Source organism: Microbacterium sp. OVT16B, from assembly GCF_019969705.1.
GTDB classification, from domain to species: Bacteria; Actinomycetota; Actinomycetes; order Actinomycetales; family Microbacteriaceae; genus Microbacterium; species Microbacterium natoriense.
In genome coordinates this window covers 2202284-2214015 of record NZ_JAHXZA010000001.1, presented here as the reverse complement: position 1 = coordinate 2214015, position 11732 = coordinate 2202284, and the positions used below count along the sequence as shown (strand labels likewise).

Here is an 11732-nt window from a genome sequence, read left to right as displayed (position 1 = left end):
GTGTACCGAGAGGCGCAGGTCTCGATAGCATGGCCGCATGACGACGACGGATGCCGACCTCGGAGTGATCGGCGTAGTGGATGCCGTGACGGCGCGACTGCGCTCCCGCATCCTCAGCGGAGACATCCGCCCGGGGGCGCCGCTCACCGAGGCCGCGGTGTCGATGGCCTACGGGGTCGCGCGTCCGAGCGCGAAGGCCGCGATCGAGCAGCTCGTGGCCTCCGGCCTCCTCGCCAGGACTGCGCATCGCAGCGCCCGGGTCGTCGGCATCGACCCGGAGACCGTGCGCGACGTCTACCGCACCAGGGCGAGATTGGAGAGCGCCGCGCTTCGGGAGCTCGCGCTCTCCCGGACGGTCCCCGCGTCTGCGGTCGCCGCGAACGAGGAGATCGCGGCGATGCCGCCGGGACCGGACGCAGCGACCGTCGATCCCGATCTGCGATTCCACACGGCGTTGATCGACGCGCTGGAGAGCGAACGCACAGGGCGCATGTACCGCAGCGTGATCGACGAGGTGCGGCTGTGCATGGCGCAGGTGCAGGGGAGGCAGCTGCTGGACGCCTCGGCGATCGCCGAGCAGCACGCGGGAATTCTCGACGCCGTCGCCGAGGGAGACGGAGAACGGGCCGCCGAGCTGCTCCACGCCCATCTCTCCGCCGCGGAGCAGCGGCTCGTGGAGGCGCTCGGCGCCCGGTGAGCGCTCAGTTCGCGGGCGCGGCGTCCTCGATCTCGATGGGGGCGTCGGTCGGGTCGGCCCAGACCGGGGCCGGCAGCGGCGTGTCGACCTGGCCGGCCTGGATGGACCGCAGCGCCTCGGTGATCGCGTCGGCGTTGTCGGGCACGGCGAGGCCGCAGGTCTTCAGCTCGGAGGCGAACTTCAGGGTGAGGCGGATCTTGCCTGCCTCGATCGCCTGAGCGGTGGTGCCGGTGCGCTTCTCGCTGCCGGTCTGGATGTCGGAGACCTGGTCGCACACGTGGTACACCGAGCCGCCGTCGACCCACACGACCTCGTCCTTGCCGAGCAGCTGGATGACGGCCGACTGATCGGCCGTGTACTGCTCGACGGACGGCGGGTTGAAGTCGACGCCGATCACGGTCGCCAGGACCGCGAGCGCGATGCCCACGATGCCCGCCGTGGCCTTCTGGCCCTTGTCCATGTCCTTGTTCAGGAAGATGAGGATGATCAGCGGGAGGAAGGCGACGATCGCGATGATCGCGCCGAGCTGGTTCTGCACGAAGAAGCGGAGGGTCTCCGACTTGCGCGCGGGGTCGAGGCGGTTCGCCTTCTTCCAGAGGAGGGAACCGGTGATCGACAGCGCGGCGATGACGACGAGCATCACGAGGAGGGTGATGAAGGCCCACTGCGGGAACTGCGCGGTCACGCCGGGGTCGGAGAGCAGCCCCGTGTCGGGATCACGGACGAGCACGCCGTCTTCGCCGACGTAGTCGCGCTGGCGCAGCAGCCAGAAGATCGCGACGGCCTCGCTCGCGATGGCGACCGCCCACAGCACGGCGGCGATCCAGCGGAAGGTGGTCGCCTTAGACTTGGCTTCGGCCGTCGGCTTCCAGTTCGCCGCCGGTTCGACGGACTCGCCGCTCTTGCTCTCTGCCACGATCAACACCCTTTCCCCCTGCGCACCCGCGTGCCCAGCCGATTTGCACCCCTGAGCCTAGTGGACGCGGTGTCCTACGCTGGAGGACATGAGCACCGATCCCGATGACGCCCTGACATGGGAGGGCGACGACGGCACGTCGCCGAAGGAACCCGCGCTGCCCGCGGGCTGGAACGCCGTCGGCAAGGGCAGCGACAGGGTCGTCGAGGAGGGTGGGGAGTCGGATGCCGCGGCATCCGACGATCCGACCGAGGCTGACGAGGCGCCCGCCGCACTGGGCACCGGGATGCTCCTCACCCTGGGAGTGGTCGGCGGGGTCTACCTGCTGTACACCGTGGGCTGGGTCGTCGGCGGGCTCCGTCTCAAGCCGCTGGCGAACCTGATCGTCGCCGACAGCATGTACGTGCCCTGGTTCGTGCTGGCCGTCGCGGCCCCCGCCCTGTGGTTCCTCGCGACGTGGGTGCTGACGCGCGGCAGGGCCGCGTGGATCCGCGTGCTCGTTCTCCTCCTGGGCGTGGTGCTCCTCGTTCCCTGGCCCTTCGTCACCGTGGGGGTGATCGGATCATGACCGCATCCACGACGACGCCCTCGATCTCGGCGGGTTCTCCGCGGTGGATCGTCTGGCTGGTCATCGGTCTCAGCGGCCTCTTCTACGCCTATGCGGTGTGGAACGCCGTGGCGCACCTGGTGTCCATGGCGCAGAGCGGCCTGACGGCGACGGGGTGGGCGACGCTGCTCTTCGGGGTCGTGTTCCCTGCCCTCGTCTTCGTGTTCGCCCTCGTGATCGGCCGTCGGCGCCGCGTGGGTGAGCTCAGCCTCGTGCTGCTCGCCGGTCTGGGCGTCGTGGCGGTGTTCTGGCTGAGCCTGCTCGGCTACAGCATCCTCAACATGTCTCAGCTGGTGGCTGCCTGATCCTGCCGTCACACGGCACGGGGCAGCGATCCTGCTCCGGTACAGTTGACGTGATCGCGCCCCCGATGGTGTGCGGCGCATCGGCCCTCTCCCGCATGTCGCGCTGCCCCGAAGGATCCACTGTGCCGAAGCCTGTTGTGCTCATCGCCGAAGAACTGTCTCCCGCCACGATCGAGGCTCTGGGCCCCGACTTCGACGTCCGCAACGTCGACGGCACCGACCGTGAGGCTCTTTTCGCCTCGCTCGCGGAGGCGGACGCCGTTCTCATCCGCTCGGCGACCCGCATCGACGAGGAGGCGCTGTCGCACGCGCCGCAGCTCAAGGTGGTCGCCCGCGCGGGCGTCGGCCTCGACAACGTCGACATCAAGGCGGCGACGGCCGCGGGCGTGATGGTCGTCAATGCGCCGACGTCGAACATCGTCTCCGCCGCCGAGCTCACGATCGGGCACATCCTCAGCCTCGCCCGTCGCATCCCCGCGGCGCACGCCTCGCTCTCCGCGGGGCAGTGGAAGCGCAGCTCCTACACCGGCGCAGAGCTCTTCGAGAAGACGGTCGGCATCATCGGCCTCGGGCGCATCGGGGCTCTCGTCGCCGCGCGTCTCGCGGCCTTCGACATGCGCGTGGTCGCCTACGACCCCTATGTCACGTCGGCGCGCGCCCAGCAGCTGGGCGTGCAGCTCCTGTCGCTCGACGAGCTGATCGCCGAGTCCGACTTCATCACGATCCACATGCCCAAGACGCCCGAGACCACGGGCATGCTCAGCACCGAGCAGTTCCAGGCCATGAAGAAGACCGCCTACGTCGTCAACGTCGCCCGCGGCGGCCTGATCGACGAGGCGGCGCTCATCGAGGCGCTCAACGCCGGCGAGATCGCCGGCGCCGGACTCGACGTCTTCACCTCGGAGCCCCCGGCGGAGGGCAGCTCCGCGCGCGCCCTCACCGCGCTGCCGAACGTCGTCGTCACCCCGCACCTCGGAGCCAGCACCGACGAGGCGCAGGAGAAGGCGGGCGTCTCGGTCGCCCGCTCCGTGCGCCTGGCCCTCGGCGGCGACCTCGTCCCCGACGCCGTGAACGTCGCCGGCGGCGTGATCGATCCCTATGTGCGCCCCGGCATCTCCCTGGTCGAGAAGCTCGGCCAGATCTTCTCGGCGCTCGCGACCTCGCCCCTCACCAGCCTCGACGTCGAGGTGCACGGCGAGCTGAACGACTACGACGTGAGCGTGCTGAAGCTCGCCGCGCTCAAGGGCGTCTTCACCAACATCGTCAGCGAGACCGTGTCGTACGTGAACGCTCCGCTGCTCGCCGACCAGCGCGGCATCGCGGTGCGCCTGCTGAAGGATGACGTCAGTGACGAGTACCGCAACGTCATCACGCTGCGCGGTGCGCTCTCCGACGGGACGCAGCTCTCGGTCTCCGGCACGCTGACCGGCCCGAAGCAGACCGAGAAGCTGGTCGGGATCAACGACCACGCGCTCGAGCTCCCGATCGAGAAGCACCACGTCGTGATGCTCTACACCGACCGACCCGGCATCGTCGCGGTCTACGGACAGAAGTTCGGCGAGGCCGGTATCAACATCGCCGGTATGCAGATCGGCCGCCTCGCGGCGGGCGACCAGGCGCTCAGCGTGCTGACCCTCGACTCGCCCGTGTCCGAGGAGCTCCTCGACGACGTCCGCACGGCGATCGACGCCGACCTGTTCCGTCAGATCGAGCTCACCGAGGTCTGACCCGGGCCCACGAGAGGCGGGGGAGGCGCGATGCCTCTCCCGCCTCTCGCATGTGCGGATCGCTGACCCGGTGGTGCGGCGTCACCTGGAGAGGCGCATCGCGTCTCTGGGGACTAGCGTGACGTGGCGCTCAGCACGAGCGCGATCAGCTCGGCGAGCTCCTCGCTGCGCGGCACCAGGCGCTCGGGGCCGTGCACGTCGAGGGAGTTGTTGAAGTAGAGCCCGTCGCTGAGCAGCATGACGAGGTCGAGGCTCGCCCTGTCGCGGACGTGAGGGCGGATCGTGTCCTCCCAGCGGAGACGGGTGTGGCGCAGCATGTCCGCTGCCGCTGCTGATCCGCCCTGGGCCAGGCGCGTGGCGGCGATGAGAGCGCGGTCCAGCGCATCGTCCTCCATGACCGAGGTACGGACGTAGTAGGCCACCGGACCCTCCTCCGCCGCCGTCATCCGCTCCAGATCCGCCGTCGTGAGCGCATCGAGCCGCTCGAGGAGTCCCGCCGCGAGCTCTTCCTTCGAGCCGAAGTGGTAGAGCAGGCCGCCCTTCGACACTCCAGCCGCTTTCGCTGTCGCATCGAGGGTCGCCGCCCGCTCTCCGTCGGCGATGAGGATCGACTCGAACGCGTCCAGGACGCGTTCTCGGGCGAGAGGAGGTCGGGGCATATCTGTTACTATACCATCTGGACGGTTCAGTAACTGAGCCGCAGAAGATCCTGAGAGGTGCCTCATGACGCGCACAGCGTCGATCCCCACTGTCGTCGACAACGCCGAGACCGATGCTCCCCGTGTAGGGGCGCGAGGCTGGGCCGCGCTCGTCGTGCTCATGCTGCCAGTGCTGCTGGTGTCGGTGGACAACACCGTGCTGAGCTTCGCGCTGCCCGAGATCTCGATGGCGCTCTCGCCGTCGGGCGCCGAGCAGCTGTGGATCATCGACGTCTACCCGCTCGTCCTCGCCGGACTCCTCGTCACGATGGGGACCATGGGCGACCGCTTCGGTCGCCGCAAGCTCCTGCTCATCGGCGCGACCGGCTTCGCGGCCGTCTCGGCGCTGGCCGCCTTCGTCCCGACGGCGGGCCTGTTGATCGGTGCGCGCGCACTGCTCGGCTTCTTCGGCGCGATGCTGATGCCGTCGACGCTGTCGCTGCTGCGCTCCATCTTCCGCAATCGCGAGCAGCGCCGCATGGCCATCGCCGTCTGGGCGGCCGGTTTCTCGGCGGGCGCCGCACTCGGACCTATCGTCGGAGGCTTCCTCCTCGAGCACTTCGCCTGGGGCTCCGTGTTCCTCGTCGCGGTCCCGGTTCTGATCCCTCTGCTGATCCTCGCGCCGCTGCTGGTGCCGGAGAGCCGTGACCCGAACCCCGGTCGCATCGATCCCGTCAGCATCGTGCTGTCGATGGCCGCGATGATCCCGGTCGTCTACGCGATCAAGACGCTGGCCGTGGACGGCCCCTCGTGGAAGGCGGGTGCCTTCGCGGCGTTCGGCCTCCTCATGGGATACCTGTTCGTGCGTCGGCAGAACCGCGCCGAGATCCCGATGCTCGACATGGGCCTGTTCCGCCGCGGATCCTTCTCCGGGGCGATCATGGTGAATCTCCTGAGCGTCGTCGCCCTCGTCGGCTTCCTCTACTTCGTCTCCCAGCACGTGCAACTCGTGCTCGGACTCTCTCCGATGGAGGCCGGTTTCGCGCTGGTCCCCGGCATGGCGGCGATGATCATCGCCGGTCTCCTCGTCGTCCCGATCTCGAGACGGGTGCGTCCGCGGGTGCTGATCCCCGCCGCGCTGCTGTTCTCGGTGGCCGGGTACCTGCTGGTGGCGTTCACGACCTCCGATCACGGCGTCCTGCCGCTCGTCGTCGCCTTCATCGTGCTCGGCATCGGCATCGGCGCGGCCGAGACGATCTCGAACGAACTGATCCTGTCGAGCGCCCCCGCGGAGAAGGCGGGAGCCGCGAGCGCGGTCTCCGAGACCGCCTACGAGCTGGGCGCCGTGCTGGGCACGGCGATCCTCGGCGGCATCATCACCGCGTTCTACCGCGGAGCCCTCGTGCTCCCGCCCGGACTGCCGGAGGATGCGGCCGTCGCCGCCCGCGAGACCCTCGCCGGCGCCTACACCGCGGCCGCGAAACTGCCGGAGCAGCTCGGGGGCGCGCTGTGGGATGCCGCGGCGACGGCCTTCGGGTCGGGCGTCATGGTGACGTCGCTGATCGGTGCGGGCCTCGTCGTCGCGGCGGGTGCCATCGCCGCCGTCACACTGCGCACGACCCCGTCTCACTGACCAGTACGCTGGGGGGACCGGCATCCGTTCCGATGGGTGCCGGTTCCCTCATGCAAGGAGTGTCATGTCGCGTGTCGTGAAGCTGGCCGTCATCCCGGGTGACGGCATCGGACCCGAGGTCATCGCCGAGGCGGAGAAGGTCCTCGACGCCGTGACCGCCGCGAGCGATGTCACGTTCGACAAGACCCGGTTCTCGCTGGGAGCCGCGCGCTTCCTGGAGACCGGCGACACCCTGACGGACGACGACCTGTCGGCGATCGCCGCACACGACGCGATCCTCCTCGGCGCGGTCGGCGGCCAGCCCGGAGACCCGCGCCTCAAGGACGCGAACATCGAGCGGGGGCTGCTGCTGCGCCTGCGGTTCACTCTCGACCACTACGTCAACCTGCGTCCGTCGAAGCTCTTCACCGGCGCCCCCGGACCGCTCGCGAACCCCGGCGACATCGACTTCGTCGTCGTGCGGGAGGGCACCGAGGGGCCGTACGTCGGCAACGGGGGAGCGATCCGCGCGGGCACTCCGCACGAGGTCGCCAACGAGACCAGCGTGAACACGGCGTTCGGCGTCGAGCGCGTCGTCCGCTACGCCTTCGAGCTCGCCGAGCGCCGTCGCAAGAAGGTCACGCTCGTCCACAAGACCAACGTCCTCGTGCACGCGGGCGCCATCTGGCAGCGGATCGTGAACGAGGTCGCCGCTTCGCACCCGGACGTCGCGGTCGACTATCTGCACGTCGACGCCGCGACGATCTTCCTGGTCACCGACCCGTCGCGGTTCGACGTGATCGTCACCGACAACCTGTTCGGCGATATCCTCACCGACCTCGCCGGTGCGGTCACCGGCGGCATCGGTCTCGCCGCGTCGGGCAACATCAACCCCGACGGCGCCTTCCCCTCGATGTTCGAGCCGGTGCACGGCTCCGCGCCCGACATCGCCGGCCAGCAGAAGGCCGACCCGACCGCCGCGATCCTGTCGATCGCGCTCCTGCTCGACCACCTCGGCCTGGCGGAGGAGTCGGCGAGGGTCAGTGCGGCCGTCGAGGCCGATATCGCGGCGCGCACCGGCGCCCGCAGCACGGCGGAGATCGGCTCCGCGATCGCCGCGCGCCTCTGAACGACAGGCGTAGGCTGAAGCAGCGCGATGATGCGCCCACCCACGAGGAACGGATGACGACATGACGACGATCGACACCGAGGCGACCGTGGCTCCGCTGGAGTTCGCGGTCACGAAGAACCTGAACGCGGCGACGCCGGCGAGGGTCGCCGAGGTCCTGGAGAACCCCGGCTTCGGCGTGGTGTTCACAGACCACATGGTCGACATCTGCTGGTCGGTGAACGGCGGCTGGCACCGCCCCCGGGTGCAGCCCTACGGCCCGATCCCGCTCGACCCCGCAGCCTCCGTGCTGCATTACGCGCAAGAGATCTTCGAGGGCATCAAGGCCTACCGTCACGCCGACGGGTCGATCCACACGTTCCGCCCCGATCGCAACGCAGCGCGCCTGCAGGCGAGCGCCCGTCGCCTGGCGCTGCCGGAGCTGCCGACCGAATACTTCATCCAGTCGCTGCGCGAGATCATCGCCGTCGACGGCCGCTGGGTTCCGTCCGGCGCCGATCAGAGCCTGTACCTGCGCCCGTTCATGTTCGCCAAGGAGGCCTTCCTCGGTGTCCGCGCGGCGCAGAAGGTCGCCTACTACGTGATCGCGAGCCCCGCCGGGGCGTACTTCTCCGGTGGTGTGAAGCCGGTGCGCATCTGGCTGTCCGAGGACTACGCGCGTGCGGGCAAGGGCGGCACGGGCAAGGCGAAGACCGGCGGCAACTACGCATCGAGCCTGCTCGCGCAGAGCGAGGCGAGCGCGAAGGGCTGCGACCAGGTCGTGTTCCTGAACGAGAACCGCTACGTCGAGGAGCTCGGCGGCATGAACGTCGTGTTCGTCTTCAAGGACGGCCGCGTGGTCACGCCCGAGTCCGACAGCATCCTGGAGGGCATCACGCGCGACTCGCTGCTGCAGCTCGCGGAGGATCGCGGCTACACCGTGGAGAAGCGGCCGATCTCGATCGACGAGTGGCGCCAGGGCGTGGCCTCCGGAGACATCGTCGAGGTCTTCGCCTGCGGCACCGCCGCGGTCGTCACGCCGATCGGCGCGCTGGTCGGAGAGGGGTTCGACGAGCCGCAGCCCCTCGGCGAGCTGGCGCTCTCCCTGCGCGAGGAGCTCACCGACATCCAGTACGGCCGCCGCGAGGACCGTCACGGCTGGCTGGTCCGTCTGGACGCCTGACGCCGCTCGCGCCCCGAGCGCGCCGCATCGCCGAGACCCCCGTCTGCCCCACCGGGCCGGCGGGGGTCTCGACGTCGGTCGGGGTCTCGAAGAGGAGCGCGGCTGGCTAGGCTGAACGGGTGAAGATCGCACGATTCAGCCACGACGACGCCATCATGTACGGGATCGTCGACGAGTCCGACCTGGTCGTGCTCGCCGGTGACCCCCTGTTCACGGGATACGAGACGACAGGTGCCCGCGTGCCGCTGGCGGATGCCGCGCTGCTGGCTCCCGTGATCCCGCGCTCCAAGGTGGTGTGCGTCGGCAAGAACTACCACGACCACGCCGCCGAGATGGGGGGAGTGGCGCCGGAGGAGCCGCTGCTGTTCCTGAAGCCGAACACGGCCGTGATCGGTCCGGGCGACGCGATCATCCGGCCCGCGCTGTCGCAGCAGACGGAGTACGAGGGCGAGCTCGCCGTCGTGATCGGCAGGGTCGCGAAGAACGTGAAGGCGGCGGACGCGCTGAACCACGTGCTCGGCTACACGATCGGCAACGACGTCACCGCGCGCGACCTCCAGCGCAAGGACGGCCAGTGGTCTCGGGCCAAGGGATTCGACACGTTCTGCCCTCTGGGCCCCGTGATCGAGACCGACTTCGACCCGGCATCCGCCACCATCGAGACCCGTGTGAACGGCGAGGTGCGTCAGCATGCGCCGCTGACCGACATGATCCACTCCGTCCCCGCGATCATCGAGTACGCCTCCGCGGTGTTCACGCTGCTCCCCGGCGACGTGATCCTCACCGGGACTCCGGCCGGAGTCGGCGCCTTCGGGGCGGGCGACACGGTCGAGGTGGAGATCACCGGCCTCGGCATCCTGCGCAACTCCGTCCGCGACGCGCAGTGACCACCCTCACGCCCGAACGACAGGTCGAGGTCCAGCGCCGCACGGTCCTCGTCCTGTCGCTCGGGCAGGTGCTGGGTGGCATCGCGTTCGGCGCCACGGTCTCCCTCGGTGCGCTGCTCGCCGCAGACCTCTCCGGCAACGACGGCCTCTCCGGACTCGCCACCGCGTCGGTGACGCTCGGCCCTGCGCTGTGCTCGATCCCGCTCGCCCGCATGGCGGCACGGTTCGGGCGCCGTCGCGCGCTGACCCTCGGCAACGTGTTCGCGCTGACCGGCATCGCGATCGTCGTGCTGGCCGTCGCGCTGCGCATCTTCCCGCTGCTCCTGCTGGGCACCCTGACGATCGGGGCGGGCAACGCGGGCAACCTTCAGTCGCGGTTCGCCGCGACCGACCTCGCGGCGCCGCAGCATCGGGGCCGTGACCTGTCGATCGTCGTGTGGTCCACCACGATCGGAGGAGTGGCTGGGCCGCTGCTGCTGGGGCCGGGCGAGGTCGTGGGGCACGCGCTCGGGATGCCGCCGCAGACGGGCTCGTACGCCTTCTCCTTCGTCGCCCAGTGCGCCGCGCTGATCCTGTACCTGGTGGCGCTGCGCCCCGATCCGCTGCTGGCGGCGCAGAAGCTCGCCACTGCAGCCGCGGCCGCGGCGGCCGGGATCGTCAGGAAGGACAGCCCCGTCGTCGCGCGGTACGCGATCTTCGCGGTCGCGGGTTCTCACGTGGTGATGGCCTCGGTGATGGCGATGACGCCCGTGCATCTCTCGCACATGGCGCACGCGATGCACGGCATGGAGACCACGCCCGCCGACGTCTCCGCGCTCGTCGGTGTCACGATCGCTCTCCATGTGGGAGGCATGTACGCGCTTTCGCCTCTCTTCGGCATCCTCGCCGACCGCTGGGGTCGGCTGCGCGTCGTCCTGCTGGGGCAGGCGCTGCTGGCCGGAGCCCTCGGGTTCGCCGTCTTCGCGAACGATCAGGCGTGGGGCGTCATCGTCGCTCTGATCCTGCTCGGCCTCGGATGGAGCGCGGCGACCGTCGCGGGTGCGGCGCTGCTCACGGAGGCGAGCGCCCCCGAGCTGCGCACTCGTCGGCAGGGACGCAGCGACTCGCTGATGAGCCTGTCCGCTGCGGCGGGGGCGGTCCTCGCCGGGGTGATCCTGTCGAACTTCCAGTACGCGGGACTCGGGATCGCGGCATCCGTCATCGTGGTCGCGATCGTCGTGATGTCGCCGTTCGGCCGCTCCGGTTCGCGATGAAGGACTGGGCGGGCGTCGGGGAGGCCTACTCCGCCTCGTATGCGGCGCTCTGCGCCGGCACGCTGCCCGTCATGAGCGCGATGCTCGGGCCGGCGGTCGGTCGCGACCTGGTCGATGTGGGTTCCGGTGACGGCACCCTGGCGGCCGCGTGGGCGGAGCAGGGCTGGAGCGTCACGGCCTGCGAGCCGGAGGAGACCATGCGGAGCGCGTCGCTGCGCCGGCATCCGCACATCCAGACCGTTGCGGGGCGGTTACCGTCCCTCCCGTTCGACGACGAGGACTTCGACGTCGCCGTCGCGAACTTCGTGCTCAACCACGTCGACTCGCCGCGCTCCGCCGCGGCCGAGCTGCGCAGGGTGAGTCGGGGCGCCGTCATCGCCTCGATCTGGACGCGGTCGCCCTCCTGGCTGTGGGGCGAGGTCACGGAGCGGGCCGGCGTCGTGCCTCTGGCGGGAGGGCGCCTGGCCCCGGAGGAGGAGTTCGAGCGCACGCCAGAGGGCTTCGAAGGGATGCTGCGCGAGGCGGGTCTCGCCGCACTCGATGTGGCAGAGCACACCTGGGTCTGGAAGGCCGATCCCGGTGCGCTGTGGACGTCGGTGGAGGGCGGTGTGGCGGGCGCCGGCGCGCTCTACGCCTCTCTCTGTGCCGCCGACAGGGAGCGCTTCCGCCACGCGTTCGACGCCGTGGTGGCCGAACGCGTCATCGATGACCTGCTGCCGCTGGAGCACACCGCGGCGATCGCGGCGAGCGCGGCCCGCTGAGCCCACGGAGCAGACGGGGAGACGGCATCCGCTCCCGG

Annotated in this window: 12 protein-coding genes; 10 read left to right on the top strand and 2 right to left on the bottom strand. The window is 70.0% G+C overall.

Annotated elements, in window-relative coordinates; all coding sequences use genetic code 11:
- Positions 1-37: 37 nt before the first annotated feature.
- On the top strand, positions 38-697 hold the full coding sequence (locus LC438_RS10570) for a GntR family transcriptional regulator (RefSeq protein ID WP_105673286.1): 660 nt from the start codon (positions 38-40) through the stop codon (positions 695-697).
- Positions 698-701: 4 nt separating this feature from the next.
- Here LC438_RS10570 and LC438_RS10565 read toward each other — a convergent pair whose 3' ends face one another.
- Complete coding sequence (locus LC438_RS10565; RefSeq protein WP_223586528.1) at positions 702-1613, bottom strand: hypothetical protein; 912 nt, start codon at positions 1611-1613, stop codon at positions 702-704.
- Positions 1614-1701: 88 nt separating this feature from the next.
- On the opposite strand from LC438_RS10565, the gene LC438_RS10560 reads away from it, so the two are divergent.
- The 3 genes from LC438_RS10560 to serA all read left to right on the top strand — a co-directional run bounded on the left by LC438_RS10560 (position 1702) and on the right by serA (position 4252).
- Positions 1702-2181: a hypothetical protein gene (locus tag LC438_RS10560; RefSeq protein ID WP_105673287.1), complete on the top strand. Its 480-nt coding sequence runs from the start codon at positions 1702-1704 to the stop codon at positions 2179-2181.
- Positions 2178-2525 (top strand): hypothetical protein, encoded by a 348-nt coding sequence (locus tag LC438_RS10555; RefSeq protein WP_223586527.1) that lies wholly within the window; start codon positions 2178-2180, stop codon positions 2523-2525. The genes LC438_RS10560 and LC438_RS10555 overlap by 4 nt, the downstream gene beginning before the upstream one ends.
- A 122-nt stretch (positions 2526-2647) precedes the next feature.
- On the top strand, positions 2648-4252 hold the full coding sequence (serA, locus tag LC438_RS10550) for a phosphoglycerate dehydrogenase (RefSeq protein ID WP_105673289.1): 1605 nt from the start codon (positions 2648-2650) through the stop codon (positions 4250-4252).
- A 113-nt stretch (positions 4253-4365) separates the two neighbouring features.
- Here serA and LC438_RS10545 read toward each other — a convergent pair whose 3' ends face one another.
- Complete coding sequence (locus LC438_RS10545; RefSeq protein WP_223586526.1) at positions 4366-4911, bottom strand: TetR/AcrR family transcriptional regulator; 546 nt, start codon at positions 4909-4911, stop codon at positions 4366-4368.
- Positions 4912-4975: 64 nt separating this feature from the next.
- Between LC438_RS10545 and LC438_RS10540 the strand changes: the two genes are divergently transcribed.
- The 6 genes from LC438_RS10540 (at position 4976) to LC438_RS10515 (ending at position 11694) form a co-directional block, all read left to right on the top strand.
- Positions 4976-6523 carry an MFS transporter gene (locus LC438_RS10540; protein WP_223586525.1) on the top strand — a complete coding sequence of 516 codons (1548 nt, stop codon included), beginning with the start codon at positions 4976-4978 and terminating at the stop codon, positions 6521-6523.
- 64 nt (positions 6524-6587) lie between these two features.
- Positions 6588-7631, top strand: coding sequence for a 3-isopropylmalate dehydrogenase (locus tag LC438_RS10535; protein ID WP_223586524.1), 1044 nt, complete (start codon positions 6588-6590; stop codon positions 7629-7631).
- A gap of 61 nt (positions 7632-7692) precedes the next feature.
- Complete coding sequence (locus tag LC438_RS10530; RefSeq protein ID WP_223586523.1) at positions 7693-8793, top strand: branched-chain amino acid aminotransferase; 1101 nt, start codon at positions 7693-7695, stop codon at positions 8791-8793.
- 119 nt (positions 8794-8912) lie between these two features.
- The gene (locus tag LC438_RS10525) at positions 8913-9680 is read left to right on the top strand and encodes a fumarylacetoacetate hydrolase family protein (protein WP_105673294.1); all 768 of its coding nucleotides are present in this window, start codon (positions 8913-8915) and stop codon (positions 9678-9680) included.
- The gene (locus LC438_RS10520) at positions 9677-10933 is read left to right on the top strand and encodes an MFS transporter (RefSeq protein WP_223586522.1); all 1257 of its coding nucleotides are present in this window, start codon (positions 9677-9679) and stop codon (positions 10931-10933) included. The genes LC438_RS10525 and LC438_RS10520 overlap by 4 nt, the downstream gene beginning before the upstream one ends.
- Complete coding sequence (locus LC438_RS10515) at positions 10930-11694, top strand: class I SAM-dependent methyltransferase (protein ID WP_223586521.1); 765 nt, start codon at positions 10930-10932, stop codon at positions 11692-11694. Before LC438_RS10520 ends, LC438_RS10515 begins: the two co-directional genes overlap by 4 nt.
- The last annotated feature ends 38 nt before the right edge of the window (positions 11695-11732 follow it).

Excerpts from the sequence above, each read along its gene's own strand:
- LC438_RS10570 (WP_105673286.1), top strand. The coding sequence starts at position 38 with ATGACGACGACGGATGCCGACCTCGGAGTGATCGGCGTAGTGGATGCC.
- LC438_RS10560 (WP_105673287.1), top strand. The coding sequence starts at position 1,702 with ATGAGCACCGATCCCGATGACGCCCTGACATGGGAGGGCGACGACGGC.
- LC438_RS10555 (WP_223586527.1), top strand. The coding sequence starts at position 2,178 with ATGACCGCATCCACGACGACGCCCTCGATCTCGGCGGGTTCTCCGCGG.
- LC438_RS10545 (WP_223586526.1), bottom strand. The coding sequence starts at position 4,911 with ATGCCCCGACCTCCTCTCGCCCGAGAACGCGTCCTGGACGCGTTCGAG.
- LC438_RS10540 (WP_223586525.1), top strand. The coding sequence starts at position 4,976 with ATGACGCGCACAGCGTCGATCCCCACTGTCGTCGACAACGCCGAGACC.
- LC438_RS10535 (WP_223586524.1), top strand. The coding sequence starts at position 6,588 with ATGTCGCGTGTCGTGAAGCTGGCCGTCATCCCGGGTGACGGCATCGGA.
- LC438_RS10530 (WP_223586523.1), top strand. The coding sequence starts at position 7,693 with ATGACGACGATCGACACCGAGGCGACCGTGGCTCCGCTGGAGTTCGCG.
- LC438_RS10515 (WP_223586521.1), top strand. The coding sequence starts at position 10,930 with ATGAAGGACTGGGCGGGCGTCGGGGAGGCCTACTCCGCCTCGTATGCG.